Source organism: Streptomyces aurantiacus JA 4570, assembly GCF_000414115.1.
Taxonomy (GTDB): Bacteria; Actinomycetota; Actinomycetes; order Streptomycetales; family Streptomycetaceae; genus Streptomyces; species Streptomyces aurantiacus_A.
This window is the reverse complement of the sequence record NZ_AOPZ01000090.1, coordinates 1-24545: the sequence shown is the minus strand read 5'-3', so window position 1 is coordinate 24545 and position 24545 is coordinate 1. Positions and strand designations below refer to the sequence as shown.

Annotated in this window: 18 protein-coding genes and 1 pseudogene; 12 read left to right on the top strand and 7 right to left on the bottom strand. The window is 71.6% G+C overall.

Annotation, left to right across the window (positions count from 1 at the left end; all coding sequences use genetic code 11):
• Window positions 1-89 precede the first annotated feature (89 nt).
• The 4 genes from trpB (at window position 90) to lgt (ending at window position 4075) form a co-directional block, all read left to right on the top strand.
• A complete protein-coding gene (trpB, locus tag STRAU_RS12005) occupies window positions 90-1382 on the top strand; it encodes a tryptophan synthase subunit beta (protein ID WP_016640567.1) in 1293 nt (430 codons plus the stop codon).
• Window positions 1379-2194, top strand: a complete 816-nt coding sequence (gene trpA / locus STRAU_RS12000) for a tryptophan synthase subunit alpha (RefSeq protein WP_016640566.1) — start codon at window positions 1379-1381, stop codon at window positions 2192-2194. Before trpB ends, trpA begins: the two co-directional genes overlap by 4 nt.
• A 64-nt stretch (window positions 2195-2258) precedes the next feature.
• On the top strand, window positions 2259-3041 hold the full coding sequence (locus STRAU_RS11995) for a DsbA family protein (protein ID WP_016640565.1): 783 nt from the start codon (window positions 2259-2261) through the stop codon (window positions 3039-3041).
• A gap of 107 nt (window positions 3042-3148) precedes the next feature.
• Window positions 3149-4075 (top strand): prolipoprotein diacylglyceryl transferase, encoded by a 927-nt coding sequence (gene lgt / locus STRAU_RS11990; protein WP_037658843.1) that lies wholly within the window; start codon window positions 3149-3151, stop codon window positions 4073-4075.
• Between the two features lie 75 nt (window positions 4076-4150).
• Here lgt and STRAU_RS11985 read toward each other — a convergent pair whose 3' ends face one another.
• The 7 genes and pseudogenes from STRAU_RS11985 to STRAU_RS11955 all read right to left on the bottom strand — a co-directional run bounded on the left by STRAU_RS11985 (window position 4151) and on the right by STRAU_RS11955 (window position 12018).
• Window positions 4151-4993: an HpcH/HpaI aldolase/citrate lyase family protein gene (locus STRAU_RS11985; RefSeq protein WP_016640563.1), complete on the bottom strand. Its 843-nt coding sequence runs from the start codon at window positions 4991-4993 to the stop codon at window positions 4151-4153.
• On the bottom strand, window positions 4990-6192 hold the full coding sequence (locus STRAU_RS11980; protein WP_016640562.1) for a CaiB/BaiF CoA transferase family protein: 1203 nt from the start codon (window positions 6190-6192) through the stop codon (window positions 4990-4992). Before STRAU_RS11980 ends, STRAU_RS11985 begins: the two co-directional genes overlap by 4 nt.
• The gene (rbsK, locus tag STRAU_RS11975; RefSeq protein ID WP_016640561.1) at window positions 6189-7094 is read right to left on the bottom strand and encodes a ribokinase; all 906 of its coding nucleotides are present in this window, start codon (window positions 7092-7094) and stop codon (window positions 6189-6191) included. Before rbsK ends, STRAU_RS11980 begins: the two co-directional genes overlap by 4 nt.
• Window positions 7091-8471: pseudogene (locus STRAU_RS11970) on the bottom strand (ADP-ribosylglycohydrolase family protein). The gene rbsK and the pseudogene STRAU_RS11970 overlap by 4 nt, the downstream one beginning before the upstream one ends.
• Window positions 8468-9667 (bottom strand): ADP-ribosylglycohydrolase family protein, encoded by a 1200-nt coding sequence (locus tag STRAU_RS11965; RefSeq protein WP_037658841.1) that lies wholly within the window; start codon window positions 9665-9667, stop codon window positions 8468-8470. Before STRAU_RS11965 ends, STRAU_RS11970 begins: the two are co-directional and overlap by 4 nt.
• Window positions 9561-10784: an ADP-ribosylglycohydrolase family protein gene (locus STRAU_RS11960; RefSeq protein WP_397892064.1), complete on the bottom strand. Its 1224-nt coding sequence runs from the start codon at window positions 10782-10784 to the stop codon at window positions 9561-9563. Before STRAU_RS11960 ends, STRAU_RS11965 begins: the two co-directional genes overlap by 107 nt.
• A 226-nt stretch (window positions 10785-11010) precedes the next feature.
• The gene (locus STRAU_RS11955) at window positions 11011-12018 is read right to left on the bottom strand and encodes an ADP-ribosylglycohydrolase family protein (protein WP_016640557.1); all 1008 of its coding nucleotides are present in this window, start codon (window positions 12016-12018) and stop codon (window positions 11011-11013) included.
• 296 nt (window positions 12019-12314) lie between these two features.
• Here STRAU_RS11955 and STRAU_RS11950 point away from each other — a divergent pair, with 296 nt between their 5' ends.
• The 8 genes from STRAU_RS11950 to STRAU_RS11915 all read left to right on the top strand — a co-directional run bounded on the left by STRAU_RS11950 (window position 12315) and on the right by STRAU_RS11915 (window position 24442).
• Window positions 12315-13046, top strand: coding sequence for a VIT1/CCC1 transporter family protein (locus tag STRAU_RS11950; protein ID WP_016640556.1), 732 nt, complete (start codon window positions 12315-12317; stop codon window positions 13044-13046).
• 389 nt (window positions 13047-13435) lie between these two features.
• Window positions 13436-17965: a glutamate synthase large subunit gene (gene gltB / locus STRAU_RS11945; RefSeq protein ID WP_037658845.1), complete on the top strand. Its 4530-nt coding sequence runs from the start codon at window positions 13436-13438 to the stop codon at window positions 17963-17965.
• Window positions 17958-19418: a glutamate synthase subunit beta gene (locus tag STRAU_RS11940; protein ID WP_016640553.1), complete on the top strand. Its 1461-nt coding sequence runs from the start codon at window positions 17958-17960 to the stop codon at window positions 19416-19418. The genes gltB and STRAU_RS11940 overlap by 8 nt, the downstream gene beginning before the upstream one ends.
• A 272-nt stretch (window positions 19419-19690) precedes the next feature.
• A complete protein-coding gene (locus STRAU_RS11935) occupies window positions 19691-20998 on the top strand; it encodes a sugar ABC transporter substrate-binding protein (protein ID WP_037658839.1) in 1308 nt (435 codons plus the stop codon).
• Window positions 20999-21122: 124 nt separating this feature from the next.
• Window positions 21123-22115 carry a carbohydrate ABC transporter permease gene (locus tag STRAU_RS11930; protein ID WP_016640550.1) on the top strand — a complete coding sequence of 331 codons (993 nt, stop codon included), beginning with the start codon at window positions 21123-21125 and terminating at the stop codon, window positions 22113-22115.
• The gene (locus STRAU_RS11925; RefSeq protein ID WP_016640551.1) at window positions 22112-22948 is read left to right on the top strand and encodes a carbohydrate ABC transporter permease; all 837 of its coding nucleotides are present in this window, start codon (window positions 22112-22114) and stop codon (window positions 22946-22948) included. The genes STRAU_RS11930 and STRAU_RS11925 overlap by 4 nt, the downstream gene beginning before the upstream one ends.
• Before the next feature lie 152 nt (window positions 22949-23100).
• The gene (locus STRAU_RS11920; RefSeq protein WP_016640549.1) at window positions 23101-23319 is read left to right on the top strand and encodes a hypothetical protein; all 219 of its coding nucleotides are present in this window, start codon (window positions 23101-23103) and stop codon (window positions 23317-23319) included.
• Between the two features lie 19 nt (window positions 23320-23338).
• Window positions 23339-24442, top strand: coding sequence for a hypothetical protein (locus STRAU_RS11915; protein WP_016640548.1), 1104 nt, complete (start codon window positions 23339-23341; stop codon window positions 24440-24442).
• Window positions 24443-24545 lie beyond the last annotated feature (103 nt).

The following is a 24545-nucleotide window of genomic DNA, read 5'->3' as shown; positions in this document are numbered from 1 at the left end:
CAGTTTCCGCACCCGCACCCCCCGCCGGCCAGAGGCGACCGCGTCATACGGTGACCGACAGACCACCCAGAGCCACGCGAGGTATCCACATGCCCAGCGAGTACTTCATCCCCGACCCGGAGGGTCGGACCCCGAGCGCCGAAGGCTACTTCGGCGCGTTCGGCGGCAAGTTCATCCCGGAGGCGCTCGTCGCCGCCGTGGACGAGGTCGCCGTCGAGTTCGACAAGGCGAAGGCCGACCCGGAATTCGCCCGCGAGCTCGACGACCTGCTCATGAACTACACGGGCCGCCCCAGCGCCCTCACCGAGGTGCCGAGGTTCGCCGAACACGCGGGCGGCGCCCGGGTGTTCCTCAAGCGGGAGGACCTGAACCACACCGGGTCCCACAAGATCAACAACGTGCTCGGCCAGGCGCTGCTCACGAAGCGGATGGGCAAGACCCGGGTCATCGCCGAGACGGGAGCGGGCCAGCACGGCGTGGCCACCGCCACCGCCTGCGCGCTGTTCGGCCTCGAATGCACCATCTACATGGGCGAGATCGACACCCAGAGGCAGGCACTCAACGTCGCCCGCATGCGCATGCTCGGCGCCGAGGTCATCGCGGTGAAGTCCGGCAGCCGCACCCTGAAGGACGCCATCAACGAGGCGTTCCGCGACTGGGTGGCCAACGTGGACCACACGCACTACCTCTTCGGCACGGTGGCGGGACCGCACCCCTTCCCCGCCATGGTCCGCGACTTCCACCGCGTCATCGGCGTCGAGGCCCGCCGCCAGATCCTTGAGCGCGCGGGCCGCCTGCCCGACGCGGCCGTCGCCTGCGTCGGCGGCGGCTCCAACGCCATCGGCCTGTTCCACGCCTTCATCCCGGACGCGGACGTACGCCTCGTCGGCTGCGAGCCCGCCGGGCACGGCGTCGAGACCGGCGAGCACGCGGCCACCCTCACCGCGGGCGAGCCCGGCATCCTGCACGGCTCGCGCAGCTACGTACTCCAGGACGAGGAAGGCCAGATCACCGAGCCGTACTCGATCTCCGCCGGGCTCGACTACCCGGGCATCGGCCCCGAGCACGCCCACCTCAAGGACAGCGGCCGCGGCGAGTACCGCGCGGTCACCGACGACGCCGCGATGGAGGCCCTGCGGCTGCTCTCGCGCACCGAGGGCATCATCCCGGCGATCGAGAGCGCGCACGCCCTCGCGGGCGCCCTGGAGATCGGCAAGGAGCTCGGCAAGGACGGGCTGATCATCGTCAACCTGTCGGGGCGCGGCGACAAGGACATGGACACCGCCGCCCGCTACTTCAACCTGTACGACACCGGCGCCGACGCCACCGTCGCCGCGGACGCCGCCGGCGAGAGTGCCGAGATCGAGGGGGACGCCAAGTGAGCGGCAACATCGAGCTGTTGAACCGGACCCTCGCCGCGGCCAAGGACGAGGGCCGCTCCGCCCTCATCGCCTACCTCCCGGCGGGCTTCCCCACCGTGGACGGCGGCATCGCGGCGATCAAGGCCGTCTTCGACGGCGGCGCGGACGTCGTCGAGGTGGGCCTGCCGCACAGCGACCCCGTCCTGGACGGGCCCGTCATCCAGACCGCCGACGACATCGCCCTGCGCGGCGGCGTGAAGATCGCCGACGTGTTCCGCACGGTGCGCGAGGCCCACGCGGCCACGGGCAAGCCGGTGCTCGTCATGACGTACTGGAACCCCATCGACCGCTACGGCGTGGAGCGGTTCACCGCCGAGCTCGCCGAGGCGGGCGGCGCGGGCTGCATCCTGCCCGACCTGCCGGTCCAGGAGTCCGCGCTGTGGCGCGAACACGCCGCCAAGCACGACCTGGCCACGGTCTTCGTCGTCGCGCCGAGCAGCAAGGACGCCCGGCTCGCGACGATCACGGCAGCCGGTTCGGGCTTCGTGTACGCGGCCTCGCTGATGGGCGTCACCGGCACCCGCGCGTCCGTGGGCGCCCAGGCCGAGGCCCTGGTGGAGCGCACCCGCGCCACCACCGACCTGCCGGTCTGCGTGGGCCTCGGCGTCTCGAACGCGACCCAGGCGGCGGAGGTCGCGGGCTTCGCCGACGGCGTCATCGTCGGCTCCGCGTTCGTCCAGCGGATGCTGGACGCCGACGACGAGGCGGCGGGACTCGCCGCGGTGCGGGCCCTCGCGAGTGAACTCGCCCAGGGCGTACGTGGATCCGCGTAATCCTTAAGGGTGGACCTGGGACCGGGGAGGCGCGCTCGCGCCTCCCCGGTTCGTTTGCCCCGATGTGAGCGAGAAGAACCGAGAAGGTAAGCGAACGGCCCGCGAGCGTCTTGCGGAAGAGCGAGAGCGGCAGAAGGCGCGCGACAAGCAGCGCCGCGTGATCCTGGTGAGCGCGGCCGTCGTCGGCGTGCTCGCCCTGGCCGCCGTCGGCGGCCTCCTCGCGGCCAACGCGGGCGACGACGACAACAAGAAGGAGACCGCGGGCCCGGTCGTCGCGCCCAAGGGGGCGAGCGGCGACGACAAGCTGGCCATCCCCCTGGGCAAGGACAGCGCGAAGTCCCGTCTCACCGTCTGGGAGGACTTCCGCTGCCCGGCCTGCAAGCAGTTCGAGGACGGGTACAGCTCGACGATCAACGAGCTGGCGGCCAAGGGCCAGCTCAAGGCGGAGTATCACCTCGCGACCCTCATCGACGGGAACATGGGCGGCAGCGGCTCCCTGCACGCCGCGAACGCCGCGGCCTGCGCCCAGGACGCCGGAAAATTCGCTCCGTACCACGACGAGCTGTTCAAGAACCAGCCCCCGGAGCCCGACGACGCCTTCGCCGACAACGGCAAGCTGATCGACCTCGCCGGCAAGGTCGACGGCCTGGTCACGGACACGTTCAAGAAGTGCGTGAACGACGGCGAGCACAACAGCTGGGTCGCCAAGTCCCAGGAAGCCTTCGGCAAGGCCAACCTCCGCGGCACGCCCACGGTCCTGCTCGACGGCAAGGACATCTTCGCCGACCAGCGGAATCCCGTGACGCCCCAGAAGCTGAAGGCCATGGTGGAGAAGGCCAACCAGTAGGTCCGGCCGGCCGGGCCGGACCGCGGCGGCCCGGCGGCCCCCGTTATTGACCCGTTGCCGGGCTGGCTGCCGTCGCCCCCGCCCGGCACGGTAGCGTCGACCCTGCCATGGAATTTGCCTACATCCCCAGCCCGTCGCGCGGAGTGGTCGACCTCGGCCCCATTCCGCTGCGCGGCTACGCGTTCTGCATCATCATCGGCGTCTTCGTTGCCGTGTGGCTCGGCAACAAGCGGTGGATCGCCCGCGGCGGCCGGCCCGGCACCGTGGCCGACATCTCCGTCTGGGCCGTGCCCTTCGGACTCGTCGGCGGCCGCCTCTACCACGTGATCACGGACTACCAGCTGTACTTCAGCGACGGCCGTGACTGGGTGGACGCCTTCAAGATCTGGGAGGGCGGGCTCGGCATCTGGGGTGCGATCGCCTTCGGCGCGGTCGGCGCCTGGATCGGCTGCCGCCGGCGCGGGATCCCGCTGCCCGCGTGGGCCGACGCGCTGGCCCCCGGCATCGCCATCGCCCAGGCCATCGGCCGCTGGGGGAACTGGTTCAACCAGGAGCTGTACGGCAAGAAGACCGATGTGCCGTGGGCCCTGGAGATCACGTCCGCGGAGGACGGGCGGGTGCCCGGCACCTACCACCCGACCTTCCTGTACGAGTCCCTGTGGTGCGTCGGCGTCGCCGTCCTGGTCATCTGGGCCGACCGCCGCTTCAAGCTCGGCCATGGCCGCGCCTTTGCCCTCTACGTCGCCTCGTACTGCGTGGGCCGCTTCTGGATCGAGTACATGCGCGTCGACGACGCGCACGAGTTCCTCGGTCTGCGCCTGAACAACTGGACGGCGCTGCTTGTCTTCGTCCTCGCGGTGGTCTACCTGGTCGTTTCCGCGAAGACTCGGCCGGGGCGCGAGGAGATCGTCGAACCCTCTCCTGGCGCGGTCGCCTTGGACGAGGGGGAGCCCTCGGACACCGTCGACGATGACGCCGAGTCCGGTGACGCCAAGTCCAAGGGTGCGGCTGAGTCGGCTGCAGAGAAGGGCTGAGGAGGGCTCGGCACCGCCGGGAAGGGGCGTCGGGGTTGCTCGCCGTTGCGGCGGAGAATTTGGCCTGCGGCCTGGCTATCTCCCTCCCTCCGCCAGCGCCAGCGTTCTGCGGGCCTCCGCCACTACCGCTCTGTCGATGAAGCGGCCGTCGGGGAGGGCCTGGGCGCCCTCCTGGGATGCCGCTGCCTTGAGGACGGACTCGGCCTGTTCGATCTCCTCCGGCGTGGGGAGGTAGGCGCGCTCGATCACCGGGAGCTGGCGGGGGTGGATCGCCGCGCGGCCCAGGAAGCCCAGGGCGCGGCCGTGGGCGCAGGACGCCGCCAGGCCCGCCGTGTCGCGGGTGTCGGGGTAGACCGACTGGTGCGGCGCGGGCAGCGACGCGGCGCGGGCGGCCACGATCACCCGGGAGCGCGCCCAGTCCAGGCCCGCGTCGTCACGTACGCCCAGGTCGGCGCGGAGGTCCGCCTCGCCGATGGACAGGCCCCGCAGCGCCGGGTGGGCGGTGGCGATGGCGTGGGCCCGCTCGATGCCGAGGGCCGTTTCCAGCAGGGCGTGCAGCGCGGGGGCGCCGCCGTCGTGCGGGGCCGCCTGCTCGGCGGCGCGGATCACGTCGTCCGGTGAGGTGACCTTCGGCAGGCGCAGGCCCGCGAGGCCGGGCAGCGGGGCGATCGCCCGCAGGTCCGCGTCCGAGAGCGGCGTGCCGAGCGCGTTCACGCGCACGTGCAGGGCCGGTCCGGGGCCCGGCCTCGGGGCGGCGAGGAGCTCCGCGGTGGCCGCCCGCGCGTACTCCTTGCGGGCCGGGGCCACCGCGTCCTCCAGGTCGACCACCACCGCGTCCGCGCCCGCCACGAGCGCCTTCGCCACCACGTCGGGGCGGTCCCCGGGAACGTACAGCCAGGTCAGCGGGATCGGTCTCACAGTGCGCCCTCCTTGCGGAGCGAGGTGATCTCCGGGCCGGTGAGGCCCAGCTCGGTGAGGATCGCGTCCGTGTCGGCGCCGTGCGGGCGGCCCGCCCAGCGGATCGCGCCGGGGGTCTCGCTGAGGCGGAAGAGGACGTTCTGCATCCGCAGGGTGCCGAGCTCCGGGTCGTCGACGGCGGTGATGGTGTTCAGGGCCGCGTACTGGGGATCGGTCATGACGTCGCGTACGTCCTGAATGGGCGCGACCGCCGCCTCCGCCTTCTCGAACGCCTCGATCACCTCGGTGCGGGTGCGGCGCGCGATCCACGCGCCGACCGCCTCGTCGAGGACGTCCGCGTGGGCGGCGCGCCCGGTGCCGGAGCCGAACCACGGCTCGCGGGCCAGGTCGGGGCGGCCCACCAGGCGCAGCACGCGCTCCGCGACGGACTGGGCGGAGGTGGAGACCGCGACCCACTCGCCGTCCGCCGTGCGGTAGGTGTTGCGGGGCGCGTTGTTCGCGGAGCGGTTGCCGGTGCGCGGCTGTACGTGGCCGAGCTGGTCGTACCAGAGCGGCTGCGGGCCGAGCACCGTGAGGATCGGCTCGATGATCGCCATGTCGACGACCTGGCCCCGGCCCGTGCTCGCGCGCGCCGCGAGGGCCGTCATCACCGCGTACGCCGTGGCCAGGCCCGCGATGGAGTCCGCCAGGCCGAACGGCGGGAGCGTCGGCGGCCCGTCCGGTTCGCCGGTGGCGGCGGCGAAGCCGCTCATCGCCTCCGCGAGGGTGCCGAATCCGGGGCGGCGCGCGTACGGACCGAACTGGCCGAAGCCCGTGACGCGGGCGAGCACGAGCCGCGGGTTCGCGGCGCTCAGCTCCTCCCAGCCGAGGTCCCACTTCTCCAGGGTGCCGGGGCGGAAGTTCTCGACGATCACGTCCGCGTCGGCGGCGAGGCGGAGGAGGGTGGCGCGGCCGCCGGGGGTGGAGAGGTCCAGCGTCATCGTGCGTTTGTTGCGGCCGAGCAGCTTCCACCACAGGCCGACGCCGTCCTTGGCCGGGCCGTGGCCCCGGGACGGGTCCGGGCGTCTCGGGTGCTCGACCTTGACGACGTCCGCGCCGAAGTCACCGAGCAGGGTGGCGGCCAAGGGGCCCGCGAAGAGGGTCGCCAGGTCGAGGACGCGCAGGCCGGAAAGGGGAGTTGTGGGTGCCGGGGGCGTCATGCCGTGACACCCGCCTCGGCGTCGATCTCCTTGCGGTACGGCATGGAGGCCGCGGCGCCCGGACGCCGCACGGAGAGCGCGGACGCCGCCGAGGCCCAACTCAACGCCTCCGGAAGGGAGTTGCCCTCTCCGAGTGCCACCGCGAGTGCGCCCACGAACGTGTCGCCCGCGCCCGTCGTGTCCACCGCGGTGACCCGCCGCGCGGGCACCCGGACGGGGTCGGCGCCCCGGGCCGCGTACAGACTGCCCGCCGCGCCGAGCGTCACGACGACCTCCGGGACCTGGTCGAGGAGCGCGCGGGCCGCGTCCGCGGGGTCGGCGAGTCCGGTGAGCGCGGCGGCCTCGTGCTCGTTGGGGATCAACAGGTCGGTGGCGGCGAGGAGTTCGGGCGGCAGGGGCTGGGCGGGGGCCGGGGTGAGGATGGTGCGTACGCCGCTCGCGCGGGCGGACCGCGCGGCGGCGAGCACGCCTTCCAGGGGGATCTCCAGCTGGAGCAGCAGCGCCCCGGCGGAGGCGATCGCGGCCTCGTCGCCGGCGTCCACGGCCGTCAGCGCCGCGTTGGCGCCGGGGATGACGACGATCGCGTTGCCGCCGTCGTCGTCCACGACGATGTGGGCGGTGCCGCTCGGGCCCTCGACGGTGCGCAGCAGGTCGGTGTCCACGCCCGAGTGGTCGAGCGCGGACCGCAGTCGGTCGCCGAAGGCGTCGGTGCCGACCGCGCCGATCATCGAGACGGTGGCGCCCGCGCGGGCCGCGGCGACGGCCTGGTTGGCGCCCTTGCCGCCGGGGAGGGTGCGGAACTCGCGGCCGGTGACGGTCTCCCCGCGCTGCGGGGCCTTCGCCACGTACGCGACGAGGTCCATGTTGATGCTGCCGAGGACGGCGATGTGGGGGCGGGTCATGGGCGGGGTGCCTCCTGGGGGGCGGGTTCGGCTGTCAGGCGTGCGGTGAGGTCGGCGAGGGCGTCGAAGCCGGTGCCGTGGAAGCCGCCGACGGAAGTGGCGAGGCGGTTCTTGAGCGGGGCCGTCCAGCGGTCCGGGAGCGCTTCCGGGTGGCCGGACAGCAGGCCCGCGACCGAGCCCGCCGTCGCGCCGGTGGAGTCCGTGTCCCAGCCGCCGGAGACCACGCGCGTGATGGAGGCGGTGAAGTCGCCGTCGGCGTGCGTGAGGGCCGCGGCGAGCAGGGCCGCGTTGGGGACCACGTGGACCCAGTGGTAGCTGCCGTACGTCGCGTGCAGGTGGTCCACGACCTCGTCGAAGTCCGCGTGTTTCCCGGCGAGTTGGACGCCGTGGCGGACCGCCTTCGCCAGGCGGGAGTCCTCGGGGACGACGGTGAGGCCCGCCGCCAGGCTCTCGTGGACGTCGGCGGTGCCGGACGCCGCCCGCGCGATCGTCGCCGCCGCGAACATCGCCCCGTACACGCCGTTCCCCGTGTGGGTGAGGCACGCGTCCCGGTACGCCTGCTCGGCTGCCGCCGCCGGGTCGCCCGGGTTCGTCCAGCCGTGCACGTCCGCGCGGATCAGGGCGCCGATCCACTCGCGGAACGGGTTGTGGTGGCGGGCCGTGCGGGGTGGGGGGATGCCGTTGAGGAGGTTGCGGTACGCGACGCGTTCCGCCGTGAACGTTCTCGCCGCGGGGAGTTCGTCCAGCCAGGTCGTGGCCACGTCGTGCGTCGTGAAGTTCCTGCCGTGGCGTTGCAGGAGGAGCAGGTTCAGGAGCGGGTAGTTGAGGTCGTCGTCCTCCGGCATGCCGTTGATGTTCTCGGCCAGGGAGGTGTGCGCGGAGCGCTTGTTCCAGGGGTACGTTTCCCTCAGGCCGGGTGGGACTCCTCTTGCCGTGAACCACGTGTGCAGGGGCCAGTTGCCGGTGGACTGCGCCAGGGCGCGGATGCCTGCGAGGGGGAGTTTCTCGACTGGTTTGCCCAGGAGGCAGCCTGATGCTCGGCCCAGCCAGGCTGCGTGGACGCGGGTGCGGTGGGTGGCCCTGCCGGGAGGCTCCCCAAGCCCGCCCCTTCCCGAGACCGGGGGGCCTGAACGGCCTCGTCCTCAATCGCCGGACGGGCTTCGTTGGTTCCTCCAGTTCCGTCAAGAGTTGCTCCGCCAGGGCTCGTAGCTCTGGTGATGCCTGGTGTGGGGAGGCGCCCGACTTTGGTGGGGTGGGGCAGCCGCCCGCCGCAAGCCAGCGGGCGCGTACCGAGCTGACGTCTCGGCCCTCCTCCTCCGCCTGGCGGAGTTCGTGCGGGAGGAGGTCCTCGGGCTGGAGCCAGGTCAGGCGGATCATGGGGCGTCGCCCGTCAGGGCCTTGAACGCCGTCTCGTGGGTACGGCGGCGGGCCCGGTCCTTGGTGAAGATCTCCTGGGTGACCTGCGCCAGGGTGGTGGCGGGGGCGTGCAGGTCCAGGCGGCTGGCCTCGGCGACGGTCGCCGACCAGTCCTGGGGGACGGCGGACGCGCCGTGCAGGGCGCCCGCCAGCGCGCCGCTCATCGTGGCGATCGAGTCGCAGTCACGGCCGTAGTTCACCGAGCCAAGGACCGCCTGGCGGTAGTCGCCGTCGGCGATCAGCAGCATCGCGAGGGCGACGGGGAGTTCCTCGATCGCGTGCAGGCGCGAGGGGCGGCGGGCGCCGAGGGACGGGGCGCGGTAGTCGGGGCCGACCGTGTCGAAGGGGGTGACGGCTGTGCGGAGGGGGCCCAGGGCCGACTCGAACTCGTCGTGGGCGGACGCCACTTCGGCCACCGTCTCGATCGCCGCGCGGGTGCCGTCCTTCGCCAGGGACAGGCAGGTGTCGACGACGGACGCGGGCGTCGCGTCGGGGGCGCAGGCCGCCGCCACGGCCGCCGCGAACACTCCCGCCGCCTCGCGGCCGTACGACGACTGGTGCGCGCCCGCGACGTCCAGGGCCTCCGCGTACGCGCCCGCCGGGTTCGCCGCGTTGACCAGGCCGACCGGCGCCATGTACATGGCCGCGCCGCAGTTGACGATGTTGCCGGTGCCCGCCTCGCGCGGGTCGACGTGGCCGTAGTGGAGGCGGGTCACGAGCCACTTCTCGGCGAGGAAGAGGCGTTGGAGGGGGAGGGCCTCGGCTTCGAGTTCCGGGATCCAGCGTGGCGTGGTGATCAGGTCGGGGACCAGGTGGTCGGCCACCGCGTACGCGTCGAGGTGGTCGCGGACGGTGGCGTACACGCGGACGAGTGCGTGGGTCATCAAGGTGTCGTCGGTGATGTGGCCGTCGCCCTTGTGGTACGGGGCGATGGGGCGGGCCGTGCGCCAGTCGTCCCCGTGCCAGGGGCCGACGATTCCCCGCACACGGCCGCCGTGGCGCTCCGCGATCTGCTCGGGGGAGCAGCCCTCGACGGGGCCGCCGAGCGCGTCACCGACCGCCGCTCCCACCAGACTGCCCGTGATGCGGTCCGTGAGGGTCGGGACGGTTCTCCGCGGCGTGGGTGTCGGTGTCTGTGTCGGGTCCAGTGGTGGCATGCCTCAAGTCCTCCTCTGGGGTGGGTGGTTCGGCGTGTGCCGCCCGTGCCAGGTGTCCGGCCAGTTCCACCAGGTCCGTGCCCGCGAGGCGCGGCAGGGCGCAGCCGGAGAGCGCCCGGCAGGTCTCGCGCCAGGTGTACGGGATGGCGGTGGCCGTGGCCAGGGCTCCGGTGAGCGCTCCGGCCAGCGCGGGCGCGGAGTCCGCGACGCGGGACAGGCAGGCGGCGGCCGGTACGGCCTCGCGGACGCGGCCGCGCGAGGCGACGGCCAGGGCCAGGGCGACCGGGACGGTCTCGGCGGCGGCGATGCCGTAGCTGTAGACGTGGTCGACGATCTGGTGCTCCAGGAGCGGGATCAGCGCGAACACGCCGTCCGGGCCCCGGGCCAGGTCGTGGGCCAGCGCGAGCGCGTGGCGGGCGTTGCGGCCGATCTCCGTGTGCTCGGGGAGCTGGTCGAGGGCAGCGGCCACCGCGTCCTCGGGCGTCGCGCCCGCGAGGGCGACCGCGATCGCCGCGGCCATCGCGCGGGCGCCGTGCACGCCGTCGCCGTCCTGGGTGTAGCGCGCGTCGAACTCGGCCAGGTCGGCGGCCTGTTCGGGGGCGCCCGGGTGGACCAGGGCGAGCACGCAGGCGCGTACGCAGGCGGCGTCGTCGAAGAAGTGCGGGTTGTCGTGGCCGGTGGCGGGTGGGCGCAGGCCGGTGGCGAGGTTGCCCAGGCCCGCGCGGACGGAGATGCGGGCGCGCAGGGGGAGGAGGGCGGACTCCACTTCGGGCGCGGCCGCCGCTGCGGCGGCCACCTCGCCGGCCAGGGAGTTCCAGGCGAGGGCGAGGGTGGCCCGGGTGCGGCGGTCTCTGCCGAGGGTTCGGTCCAGGGTGCCGTCCGTCGCCTTCAGTACGGATTCGGCGGTGAAGGCTGCCCATTCGGCGTCGTCGGAGGGGCCCAGGCGGAGGGGTTCCGGGGGCTGGTTCAGGGCGATGGGGACCGGGAGGGTGGTGGTGGCGTTGTGCTCGGCGAAGGTGTCCAGTTCTCGGGTGAGGCGGCGGGTCCAGGTGGGCATGCGGGCCGCTCTGTGCCGTGCGGCAGGCCAGCCCGCGGCGTCGCCTGCGGCCAGGCCCAGGAGGAGGCCCTCGATCCGGCTTGTGGTGGGGGTGGGGTGGGCCCGGCCGGGGGCTCCCCAGTCCCGCCCCTTCCCGTAACCAAACCCGGCGCCGGGGGCTGTGCCCACCCGTCCCGCCCTGCGGGACGATTGCCCACAGCGGGAACAGCGGGAACAGCGGGAACCGCAGGGATGGAAAAGTCCGCCGGAACTGCCGGAACCGCAGGCGTCGCCGTCGTATGGCCGCTCATCGCGGCTCCCCTTCCGACGTCAGCAGCTCCGCCACGTCCAGTACGTGATGCCCCCGCATCGACGGCAGGCACGTGCCCCGGGCCGGGCCGATCGCCGCGGACCACTCCTCGGGGATCGCCCTCGCGCCGCAGGTCGCGCCCGCCAAGGAGCCCGCGACCGCCGCGGTGGTGTCCGCGTCGCGGCCCATGTTCACCGCCGTGAGGACCGCCGTCGCGAAGTCGCCGCAGGCGGCCGCGTACGCGCCGAAGGCCAGGCCCACCGCCTCGGGCGCCAGGTCCGTCCAGGGGTAGCCGCCGATGACGACCGCCGAGCGGACCGCGCGTTCGCCGCGGTGCGCGGCGGCCACCGCGCGGCGCAGCGAGCGGGACGTCCAGCTGTCGGCGGGGATGACGGCGAGCGCGGCCGTGACCACGGACTCCACCGGCGCGCCCGCCATCGCCGCCGCGACGCCCGCCGCCACCGCCTGCCCGCCGTAGATGCCCTCGCCCTCGTGGCTGACCGTGCCGTCGATGGCGACCAGGCGGGCCGCTTCCTCGGGGGCGCCCGCGGCGAACACCCCGAAGGGGGCGGCGCGCATGGCGAGGCCGTCGCTCCAGGCGTGCCGGTGCTGGGCGGAGATGGGCGCCGCGAGGCCCCGGCGCAGGTTCTCCAGGGTGCCGCGTTCGCTGAACCCGGCGCCGCGGAACGGGCCTTCGTCCAGGTCGGCGATCCACTGGTGCCAGGCCGCCTCGACGTGCGCGACGGTGAGCGCGGAGCCGTGCCGGGCGAGCAGCAGGCCGGAGAAGATCGCGTACTCCGTGTCGTCCGTGCCCGACGGATGCTCGGCCACGTACCCCGTGATGCGGCCCCAGCGGCGGCGGATCTCGGAGGGTTTCATGTTCTCCGCGGGCGCGCCGAGCGCGTCGCCGACGGCGAGTCCGAGCATCGCCCCGCGGGCCCGCTCGCGAAGGCCGTCGGCGTCACCGGGCGCCGGGACCGAGGGAACACATGCGACGGATGCCATGCCGTGCCTCCCTTCACGCCGACTGCCGGGTTGCAGTGCGTTGGTGCATCCCTGCCACGCGACGGCACTCATGTGAGCATCCGTGCGCTCAGCGTCACCCCTTCGGCATCTCGGCGGGGCCCGGGGTGAGGGCTCGCAGAGGTGCGTTTTCGCAGGTAAGTACGGCCTTCCTTGCTGGCGGGAGCGATTTTTCGCGCGTACTTTCGATGTTGTCCGAGGGGGAGGGACCGGGGCGCGAGCCCTGTCCGCGGGTGACGTGTGCCCCCATCCGTGAGCAAGAGGAGAAATGGGCCGTCATGGCGATCATCGAGACCGAGGCCCCGCTGCACGAGGCGCACCGGGACAACCACACCCACCGCGATGTGAACGGCGGCTGGCTGCGTCCCGCCGTCTTCGGCGCCATGGACGGCCTCGTGTCCAACCTCGCCCTGATGACGGGTGTCGCGGGCGGGGCGGTGTCGCGGGAGACCATCGTCATCACCGGCCTCGCGGGGCTCGCGGCCGGCGCCTTCTCCATGGCCGCCGGCGAGTACACCTCGGTGGCCTCGCAGCGCGAGCTCGTCGAGGCCGAACTCGACGTGGAGCGCCGGGAGTTGCGCAAGCACCCCAAGGACGAGGAGGAGGAGCTGGCCGCGCTGTACGTGTCGCGCGGTGTCGAGGCGGGGCTGGCGCGCGAGGTCGCCCGGCAGTTGTCCCGGGATCCCGAGCAGGCCCTGGAGATCCACGCCCGCGAGGAGCTCGGCATCGACCCGGGCGACCTGCCCTCGCCGCTGGTCGCCGCGGTGTCCTCCTTCGGCGCCTTCGCGCTCGGCGCCCTGCTGCCCGTACTGCCGTATCTGCTCGGCGCGAGCGCCCTGTGGCCCGCGCTGCTGCTCGCGCTCATCGGGCTCTTCGCGTGCGGTGCGGTCGTGGCGAAGGTGACCGCGCGTTCCTGGTGGTTCAGCGGGCTGCGGCAATTGGCGCTGGGCGGCGCGGCGGCGGGTGTGACGTACGCCCTGGGCAGCCTGTTCGGGACGGCCGTAGGATAAGGCTTTGCAGGTGTATGCAGAATTCTGCATAAGTAGTCGTTACCGTGCGGTTTCGATTCCTTGACCGCTGGGCATGAGCCGTAAGCGCTGCGGGCAATGAGGCTCCTGGCGCTCCGGGCCCGCGGCCATCGATCTGTCCGCTCCGGCCCCTTCCCGCCGCTCTTCACCCCCCAGAGCGCCGTCCACATGTTGGAATGAAGTATCCGCTTTTCGAGAAGCGGGCCATCATGTAACCTGCACGAAATTTCGCCAGGGCCAACGTCGTCCCTATCGCCGCTCGCGCCCCCGGAGCCCCAGAAGCCCGGGAGGTTGCCCCCATCACGACGACGGGAGTGCCGATGCGTTCCGACGCCTGGTCGCCCATGGATGGCCGCCCCGCCCCGCAGGGGATGTACGACCCCCGTAACGAGCACGACGCCTGTGGCGTCGGGTTCGTGGCCACCCTCACCGGTGAGGCGAGCCATGAGCTCGTCGAGCAGGCGCTGACCGTACTGCGCAATCTCGAACACCGTGGTGCCACCGGATCCGAGCCCGACTCCGGTGACGGCGCCGGAATCCTGCTCCAGGTCCCGGACGCGTTCCTGCGCGAAGCGACCGGTTTCGGCCTCCCCGCGGCGGGTGAGTACGCCGTCGGCATCGCCTTCCTGCCGCAGGACACGGCCGACGAAGCCGTCTCGAAGATTGAGACGATCGCGGCCGAAGAGGGCCTCACCGTGCTCGGCTGGCGCGATGTGCCCGTCGCCCCGACGCTGCTCGGCGCCAGCGCCCGCTCGACGATGCCCGTCTTCCGCCAGCTCTTCGTGTCGGACGGCGCGAGCAGCGGGCTCGCCCTGGACCGCAAGGCGTTCGTGCTGCGCAAGCGCGCCGAGCACGAGGCGGCCACGTACTTCCCGTCGCTTTCGGCCCGCACGATCGTCTACAAGGGCATGCTGACCACCGGCCAGCTCGAGCCCTTCTTCCCGGACCTGTCCGACCGCCGCTTCGCCACGGCCATCGCGCTCGTCCACTCGCGCTTCTCCACCAACACGTTCCCGAGCTGGCCGCTCGCGCACCCGTACCGCTTCGTCGCGCACAACGGCGAGATCAACACGGTCAAGGGCAACCGCAACTGGATGCGGGCCCGGGAGTCGCAGCTCGTCTCGGACCTGTTCGGCGGTGCCGACGGCCGCGAGAAGCTGGAGCGGATCTTCCCGGTCTGTACGCCGGACGCCTCCGACTCGGCGTCCTTCGACGAGGTGCTCGAACTCCTGCACCTGGGCGGCCGCTCGCTGCCCCACTCGGTCCTGATGATGATCCCGGAGGCATGGGAGAACCACGCCTCCATGGACTCCGCCCGGCGCGCCTTCTACCAGTTCCACGCCACGATGATGGAGCCCTGGGACGGCCCGGCCTGCGTCACCTTCACCGACGGCACCCAGGTCGGCGCGGTCCTCGACCGCAACGGCCTGCGCCCGGGCCGCTACTGGGTCACCGACGACGGCCTGGTCGTCCTCGGCTCCGAGGTCGGCGTGCTCGACATCGACCCGGCCAAGGTCGTCCGCAAGGGCCGCCTGCAGCCCGGCCGGATGTTCCTCGTCGACACCGCCGAGCACCGCATCGTCGAGGACGACGAGATCAAGGCCGCCCTCGCCGCCGAGAAGCCGTACGAGGACTGGCTGGAAGCCGGCGAGATCGAGCTCTCCGACCTGCCCGAGCGCGAGCACATCGTGCACACGCACGCCTCCGTCACCCGCCGCCAGCAGACCTTCGGCTACACCGAGGAGGAGCTGCGCATCCTGCTCGCGCCGATGGCCAAGGCCGGCGCGGAGCCGATCGGCTCGATGGGCACGGACACCCCGATCGCCGCGCTCTCCGAGCGCCCCCGGCTGATCTTCGACTACTTCACGCAGCTCTTCGCGCAGGTCACCAACCCTCCGCTGGACGCGATCCGTGAGGAGCTGGTGACGAGCCTGCGCTCCTCGCTGGGCCCGCAGGGCAACCTCCTGGAGCCGACCGCGGCCTCCTGCCGCAGCGTCACCCTGCCCTTCCCGGTGATCGACAACGACGAGCTGGCCAAGCTCATCCACATCAACGCCGACGGCGACATGCCGGGCATGAAGGCCGCTACGCTGTCCGGCCTCTACCGGGTCAGCGGCGGCGGCGACGCCCTCGCCGCCCGCATCGAGGAGATGTGCGCCGAGGCCGACGCCGCCATCGAGGCCGGCGCCCGCCTGATCGTGCTCTCCGACCGGCACTCCGACGCCGAGCACGCCCCGATCCCCTCCCTGCTGCTCACCGCGGCCGTCCACCACCACCTCATCCGTACGAAGCAGCGCACGCAGGTCGGCCTGCTCGTCGAGGCGGGCGACGTGCGCGAGGTGCACCATGTCGCGCTGCTCATCGGCTTCGGCGCGGCGGCCGTCAACCCGTACCTGGCGATGGAGTCGGTGGAGGACCTGGTCCGGGCGGGAACGTTCCTCCCGGGTATCGAGGCCGAGCAGGCCATCCGCAACCTCATCTACGCCCTCGGCAAGGGCGTGCTGAAGGTGATGTCCAAGATGGGCATCTCCACGGTCGCCTCCTATCGCGGCGCGCAGGTCTTCGAGGCCGTCGGCCTGGAGGAGTCCTTCGTCGAGAAGTACTTCAACGGCACCACGTCCAAGATCGGCGGCGTCGGCATCGACGTCATCGCCAAGGAGGTCGCCGCCCGGCACGCCAAGGCATACCCGGCCTCCGGCGTCCCCTCCGCGCACCGCGCCCTGGACATAGGGGGCGAGTACCAGTGGCGCCGCGAGGGCGAGCCGCACCTGTTCGACCCCGAGACGGTCTTCCGCCTCCAGCACTCCACGCGTTCGGGCCGCTACGACGTCTTCAAGCAGTACACGGACCGCGTGAACGAGCAGTCCGAGCGCCTCATGACGCTGCGCGGCCTGTTCGGCTTCAAGAGCGGCATCGAGGGCCGGGAGCCGATCTCCATCGACGAGGTCGAGCCCGCCTCCGAGATCGTCAAGCGCTTCTCCACCGGCGCCATGTCGTACGGCTCCATCTCCAAGGAGGCGCACGAGACCCTCGCCATCGCCATGAACCAGCTGGGCGGCAAGTCCAACACCGGTGAGGGCGGCGAGGACGCGGACCGTCTCTACGACCCGGCGCGCCGCTCGTCCATCAAGCAGGTCGCGTCCGGCCGCTTCGGCGTCACCTCCGAGTACCTGGTCAACGCCGACGACATCCAGATCAAGATGGCCCAGGGCGCCAAGCCCGGCGAGGGCGGCCAGCTGCCGGGCCACAAGGTCTACCCGTGGGTCGCCAAGACCCGGCACTCCACGCCCGGCGTGGGCCTGATCTCGCCGCCGCCGCACCACGACATCTACTCCATCGAGGACCTCGCCCAGCTCATCCACGACCTGAAGAACGCGAACCCGCAGGCGCGGATCCACGTGAAGCTGGTCTCCGAGGTCGGCGTCGGCACCGTCGCCGCGGGTGTCTCCAAGGCGCACGCGGACGTGGTGCTCATCTCCGGCCACGACGGCGGCACCGGCGCCTCGCCGCTCACGTCCCTGAAGCACGCGGGCGGCCCCTGGGAGCTCGGCCTCGCCGAGACCCAGCAGACCCTGCTGCTCAACGGCCTGCGCGACCGCATCGTCGTGCAGACCGACGGCCAGCTGAAGACCGGCCGTGACGTGGTCATCGCCGCGCTGCTCGGCGCCGAGGAGTTCGGCTTCGCGACCGCGCCGCTCGTCGTGTCGGGCTGCGTGATGATGCGCGTCTGCCATCTGGACACCTGCCCGGTCGGCATCGCCACGCAGAACCCCACGCTGCGTGACCGCTTCAACGGCAAGGCCGAGTACGTCGTCAACTTCTTCCAGTTCATCGCCGAAGAGGTCCGCGAGCTCCTCGCCGAGCTGGGCTTCCGCTCCATCGAGGAGGCCGTCGGCCACGCCGAACTCCTCGACACCGAGCGGGCCGTGAACCACTGGAAGGCCCAGGGCCTCGACCTCCAGCCGCTGTTCCACGTCCCGGATCTGCCCGGCGGCGCCGTGCGCCACCAGCTCGTCCCGCAGGACCACGGCCTGGCGAAGGCCCTCGACAACGAGCTGATCAAGCTCGCGGCGGACGCACTCGCGGCGGACTCCCAGGAGGACGCCCAGCCGGTCCGCGCCCAGGTCGCGATCCGCAACATCAACCGCACGGTCGGCACCATGCTCGGCCACGAGGTGACGAAGAAGTTCGGCGGCGCGGGCCTGCCCGACGACACCATCGACATCACCTTCACCGGCTCCGCGGGCCAGTCCTTCGGCGCCTTCGTGCCGCGCGGCGTCACGCTGCGCCTCGAAGGCGACGCCAACGACTACGTCGGCAAGGGCCTGTCCGGCGGCCGCGTCGTGGTCCGCCCGGACCGGGGCGCCGACCACCTCGCCGAGTACTCCACCATCGCGGGCAACACCATCGCGTACGGCGCCACCGGCGGCGAGCTGTTCCTGCGCGGCCGCACCGGCGAACGGTTCTGCGTGCGCAACTCCGGCGCGCTCGTGGTGTCCGAGGGCGTGGGCGACCACGGCTGCGAGTACATGACCGGCGGCCACGCGGTCGTCCTCGGCGAGACCGGCCGCAACTTCGCGGCGGGCATGTCGGGCGGCATCGCGTACGTCATCGACCTGGACCGCGACAACGTCAACGCCGGGAACCAGGCGGCCGTGGAGCCCCTCGACGACACGGACAAGCAGTGGCTGCACGACGTCGTGCGCCGCCACCAGGAGGAGACGGGCTCGACCGTCGCAGAGAAGCTGCTCGCGGACTGGGACACGTCCGTGACCCGCTTCAGCAGGATCATCCCCAGCACGTACAAGGCAGTGCTCGCCGCCAAGGACGCCGCCGAGCGAGCCGGACTCTCCGAGTCCGAGATCACCGAGAAGATGATGGAGGCGGCGACCAATGGCTGATCCCAAGGGCTTCCTGAACCACGGCCGCGAGGTCGCCGAGACCCGCCCGGTCGGCGAGCGGGTGCGGGACTGGAACGAGGTCTACGTCCCCGGCTCGCTCCTGCCGATCATCTCCAAGCAGGCATCGCGCTGCATGGACTGCGGCATCCCGTTCTGCCACAACGGCTGTCCGCTCGGGAACCTCATCCCCGAGTGGAACGACTACGCCTACCGCGAGGACTGGTCGGCGGCGCAGGAGCGCCTGCACGCCACGAACAACTTCCCGGAGTTCACCGGACGCCTCTGCCCCGCCCCCTGCGAGGCGGCCTGCGTCCTCGGCATCAACCAGCCCGCCGTCACCATCAAGAACGTCGAGGTCTCCATCATCGACAAGGCGTGGGAGACCGGTGACGTGGCGCCGCAGGCGCCCGAGCGGCTGTCCGGCAAGACGGTCGCCGTGATCGGCTCCGGCCCGGCGGGCCTCGCCGCCGCCCAGCAGCTCACCCGCGCCGGGCACACCGTCGCCGTCTACGAGCGCGCCGACCGCATCGGCGGCCTGCTGCGCTACGGCATACCCGAGTTCAAGATGGAGAAGCGGCACATCAACCGCCGCATCGAGCAGATGCGCGCGGAGGGCACCAAGTTCCGCACCGGCGTGGAGATCGGCCGCGACATCGACGCGGCGAAGCTGCGCAAGCGGTACGACGCCGTGGTCATCGCGGCCGGCGCCACCACCGCCCGCGACCTGCCCGTCCCGGGCCGCGAACTCAAGGGCGTCTACCAGGCGATGGAGTACCTGCCGCTCGCCAACAAGGTGCAGGAGGGCGACTACGTCACCACGCCCGTCTCCGCCGAGGGCAAGCACGTCGTCGTCATCGGCGGCGGCGACACCGGCGCGGACTGCGTCGGCACGGCCCACCGGCAGGGCGCGGCCTCCGTCACCCAGCTGGAGATCATGCCCCGGCCGGGCGAGGAGCGGGCCCCGGGCCAGCCCTGGCCGACCTTCCCCATGCTCTACAAGGTCACCTCGGCCCACGAGGAGGGCGGCGAGCGCGTCTACTCCGTCTCGACGACGCACTTCGAGGGCGACGAGGAGGGGAACGTGCAGTTCCTGCACCTCGTCGAGGTCGAGTTCGTGGACGGCAAGCTCACGCAGAAGCCCGGCACGGAGCGGAAGATCCCCGCCCAGCTGGTGACCCTCGCCATGGGCTTCACCGGCACCGACCGTGAGAACGGCCTGGTGGAGCAGTTCGGGCTCGACCTCGACGCGCGCGGCAACGTCGCCCGTGACGGCGAGTTCCAGACCAACGTCCCCGGTGTCTTCGTCGCCGGTGACGCGGGCCGCGGGCAGTCGCTCATCGTGTGGGCGATCGCCGAGGGGCGCTCGGCCGCGCGGGGCGTGGACCGGTTCCTCACCGGTGCGAGTGATCTTCCCGCGCCCATTCGCCCGACCGACCGGGCGCTTACGGTGTAGTCCGTACGGCCCCTCATACGTCCCGTACAACGGCGTACGGAACTGGCGCGACGCCTGCCTTGTCCCCGACCGGACACTGGGTGGGCGTCGCGTTTTGCGTGCCGGGGACCGACCGGGCAGCACGACATTGCATCTGACGCAACGCCGATTGCACCCCGTAGCGCAGCACGCAACGGTGATTACGGTTCGGCCGCTTCGCCCTAAGGGTCTAGACCGCCCACACTCTGTGTGACCAGAATCGCTCTCACCAAAGGAACCTGAAGGGGGCCGGCATGAAGCGACGTGTCATCGCGGCGGGTTGTATCGCCTTGACGCTCGGTCTGACCGCAACCGCGTGCGGCGATGACGGCGGCGACAGCGGCGACAACGGCGGCAAGGTCGACGGCAAGGGCAAGACGCTCACCGTGTGGATCATGGAGGGCACCAACCCCGACCCCCGCCCCTTCTTCAAGGAGGTCGGCGCGGCCTTCGAGAAGAAGACCGGCGCCAAGATCAAGGTCGAGTACCAGCAGTGGGCCACCGCCCAGAAGAAGTTCACGACGGCCATCGAGGGCGGCGAGGACCAGGTCCCGGACGTCGCGGAGGTCGGCACGACCTGGGTGCCGCAGTTCGCGGAGACCGAAGCGCTCGTCGACGTGACGGACGACGTGAAGAAGGCGGGGCTCAACAACGACCTCGTCGAGGGCCTGAAGGACGCCGGCACGCTGGACGGCAAGCAGTACGGCATGCCGTGGTACGCGGGCGTACGGTCCATCGTCTACCGCAAGGACATCTTCGAGAAGCACAACCTGAAGCCGCCGACGACCTGGAAGGAGCTCCAGGCCACGGCGAAGACGCTGAAGGACAAGGAGCCGGGCCTCATCCCGTTCCCGGTGGCGGGCGGCGCGGAGATGTTCGCGACCCCCTTCATCTGGGGCGCGGGCGGTGAGCTGGCCACCCAGGACGGCGACCAGTGGAAGTCGGCCATCAACTCGCCCGAGGCGATCAAGGGCATCGAGTTCTACACCGGCCTCGCCACCAAGGACAAGGTCTCCCCGGCCAAGGTGAACACCTGGACCGAGAAGGAGGTCGGCGACGCCTGGAACAAGAGCCAGATCGCCATGGCGATCGGCGGCAACTGGACCCCGAAGGCCATCACCGACGCGAACCCCAAGCTCAAGGGCAAGCTCGGCGCCGTGCCGATCCCGGGCGAGAACGGCGGGATGAGCAAGTCCTTCCTCGGCGGCTCCTACCTGTCCACGTTCAACACGGACAAGAAGGAACTCGGCTGGGAGCTGGTCAAGATGATGACCACCGGTGAGTTCGCCACGAAGTGGGCCAAGCAGACCAACTACTTCCCCGGCCAGAACTCCGAGCTGAAGAAGATCGAGGGCCAGAAGGACCCGCTGGTCGAGCCGTTCGCGAAGCAGATGATCGAGGCCGGCGCCACGGTGCCGAAGACCAAGGCGTACGGCGAGATCCAGGCGTCGAAGGTCATCCCCGGCATGGTCCAGTCGATCCTCACCGGCAAGTCGTCCGTGAAGGACGCCGCGGACAAGGCGGCGAAGGACATGGACGAGATCTTCGCCAAGGACAAGTAAGCAAACAGGGACGAGTACATCCGTGACTGTGCTCATCCGGGGGGCAACCCCCCGACCCCCGGCCGGACATACAGGTCGGAGAGGGCCCGGCACAGACGGCACGAGGTGAAACTGAGTGAAAGACATGCTCGTCGGCGACGGCTCGAAGGCCGGTTCCTCCGGCTCTTCGAGCCTTCGCTCCCGCCCGTCCGACGACGGCGACGCCGCGCGCCGCCGCAAGAGAAGGACCACGCTCACCCGCCCCTGGCTCCTGCTCGCGCCTTCGCTGATCGTGCTCGCCGGTCTGCTGTTGTGGCCGCTGATCCAGGTCGGCAAGCTGTCGCTGCAGGACTACAAGGTCAAGTTCGGCGGCGGCGAGGCCACCTTCACCGGCTTCGACCACTACAAGGACCTGCTGACCGGCGAACTGCTGTGGAAGACGGTCCTGCCGAACACCGTGTTCTTCGCGTTCGCCTGCGTCGGCCTGACCGTCGCCCTCGGCACGGCCGTGGCGCTGCTCCTCAACCGCCTCGGCCCGACGTGGAAGCTGATCTGCTCCGTGTCGATCCTGGCCGCGTGGGCGATGCCCGCGGTGACCGGGACGTACGTATGGATCTGGCTGTTCTCGCCGGAGGACGGCATGTTCAGCCAACTCGCCGACTCCATGGGCCTGATCGACGCCGAGACCACCAACTGGTTCACCGAGCGGCTGCCGTTCTACGCCATCGCCACGATCAACGTCGTGCACCACGGCTTCCCGTTCGTGGCGATCACCGTCCTCGCGGGGCTCCTGACGATTCCGAAGGAGCTGTACGAGGCCGGGGAGATCGACGGCGCCAACGCCTGGCAGCGGTTCTGGCAGATCACCGTGCCGACCATCAAGCCCGTCTTCCTGGTGGTGACCATCCTCTCCACCATCTGGGACTTCAAGGTCTTCACGCAGGTCTTCCTGATGCCGGGAGGCGCGGGCGAGAACCCGGACGTCTACAACCTCGGTGTGTACTCGTACATCGAGGCGTTCGCCAAGAACGACTACGGCGCGGGCGCCGCGGCCGCCGTCCTGCTGACGTTGCTGCTGCTCGCGATCACCGTCATCTACATCCGGACACTGTTCCGGCAGGGGGAGGAGGACCTGTGAGCGCCCGACGCAGTAACTCGCTCGCCGCCCGCATCGGCCTGCCGCTCTCGGTGGCCGCGCTGCTCGTCTTCACGCTCTTCCCCGTCTACTGGATGGTCTCCACCGCGCTCGACCCGAAGGCGCTCACGCGCGGCTCGGACCTGCTGCCGAGCGGCATCAGCTTCGAGCACTTCGACTTCGTCTTCGACCGCGGCAACTTCGGCCAGTACCTGCTGAATTCGGCGATCGTCGGGATCGTGACCATCCTGGCGGCGGCGCTGCTCTCGCTGTTCGCGGCGATCGCGGTGGCCCGCTTCAAGTTCAAGTTCCGCACCTCCGTACTGATCATGATCCTGGTCGTGCAGATGGTGCCGCTGGAGGCGCTCGTCATCCCGCTGTTCATCCAGATGCGGGACTACGAGATGCTCAACTCGCTGCTCGGCCTGTCGATCGTCTACATCGCCCTGTCGCTGCCGTTCGCGATCTGGACGCTGCGCGGGTTCGTCGCGGCGGTGCCCAAGGAGGTCGAGGAGGCGGCGTACATCGACGGGGCGTCCTGGTTCCGGATGTTCCGGTCGGTGCTGCTTCCGCTGGTCGGTCCGGGCCTCGTGGCCACCTCGATCTTCGCCTTCATCACGGCGTGGAACGAGTTCGTGTTCGCGTACACCTTCATGAAGGGCAACGACAAGTACACGGCGGCGGTGGGCATCTTCCAGTTCTTCGGGGAGAACACCACGTCCTGGGGGCCCGTCATGGCCAGCTCCACGCTGGTCACGGTGCCCGTCATGCTCTTCTTCGTGATCGTGCACCGCAGGCTCGGCTCGGGTCTCGCGGCGGGAGCCGTCAAGGGCTGACGCGCGCGAGGGGGTGCGGGGACGTGTGCTGCGGCACACGCCCCCGCACCCCCTTCCGTTTGTGCTCCCTCTCCACGCCCGCACTATTGACTATTATTCAATTTCGCTCCACTCTCGGGACCTCGAAGACCGGCGCACCTCCGGGAGGTCCCGTGAGCACCGAAGCACTGGAGAAACTGACGACGGAGCTGGGGGCCAGGCCCCCGGAGTCCCTCACCCAACTCACGCCCGAGCAGCTCGCGTTGCTCACCGACGCGCTGCGCCGGGAGCGCGAGAGCCGGGCATCCGGCCTGAACCAGGCGGCCGAGGAGGCCCTGAAGCTGGTGCCCGCGCTGGCCCGCGGGCCCGTACGCCGGATTCTCTTCCGCTAGGGCCGGGGGCGAGGACAGCATGGACAAGCTGCGCGGCAGGGCCGAGACCCTGAAGACCGCCCGTCTCCTCGGCGTCGAGCCAGACGAGCTCGCGTTCCTGGAGGAACTGCCCGTCGAGGATGTACGCCGCTTCCGTACCGACTGCGTCGCGGTGCTGTACGACCGGGCGCCGGAGATGCTCGACCGGATCGCGTCCGCGACCAAGCTGGTGCCCGCCGGGGTGGCCGCCGCGATCTCCCAGAAGGCGCTGGGGCCGCGGCTCGCCGCCGCCGTCGCCGGGCGTCTCGAACCCGCCCGCGCCGCCGACATCATCGAGAAGCTGCCGGTGTCCTTCACGGCCGAGTCGTGCGGGCACCTCGACCCGCGGCGGATCAGCGGCATCGTCGACCGGCTCGACGAGAACCTCCTCGTCCGCATCGCCGTCGCCCTCGCCGAGCGCGAGGACCACGTCACCATGGGGCGGTTCGTCGGGCATCTGCGCGACGGGGCGCTGCGGCGGATCCTGCCGCAGGTCGCGGACGCGGTGGTGCTGCGCACCGGCTTCTTCGTCGACCTTCCCGAACGGCTCGGGCAGATCGTCGAGTTGATGGGCGAGGAGCGGCTGGCGTCGGTCATCGCCACCGCCGCGACGGAGGGGCTGTGGCCCGAGGCGCTGGCCGTCGCCGGGATGGTGACGGGGCGGCAGCGCGGGCGGATCGCGGCGCTGGCCGCCGCGCAGCCCGCCGAACGGCTCGACCCGCTCGTGGTGACCGTCGCCGAGCAGGGGCTCTGGGAGTCGCTGTTGCCGCTGGTCGCGCTGCTGGACGAGAGCGAACTGCGTACGGTGGCCGGGCTGCCGTCGCTGCGGGACCCCGGCGTGCTCGGCGGGGTCGTGCCCGCCGTCGTGGCCACGGGGCTCTGGGGCGAGTTCCTGCCCCTCGTGGAGGTGCTGCCCGAGGACTCGCGCCGGGTCGTCGCCGAGCGGGCCGCGGGCCTTTCCGACGCCGAACTCGACGCCCTCGTCCGCGAGGTCGGCAAGCGGGATCTCTGGGAGCTTGTGCTGCCTCTGGTGGAACTCATGGACGACAACGCGAAGGTCAGGATCTTCGCGCTGCCGGCCTTCGCGGACCGCCCGCCCGCGTAGGCCCCGCCCGCGGGGGCTCGGGCCGCCTGGGCCCCGCCCGCCTGGGCCCCGCCTGCCTGGGCCCCGCCCGCCTGGGCTCGGGCCGATCGCGCTGCGCGCTCGT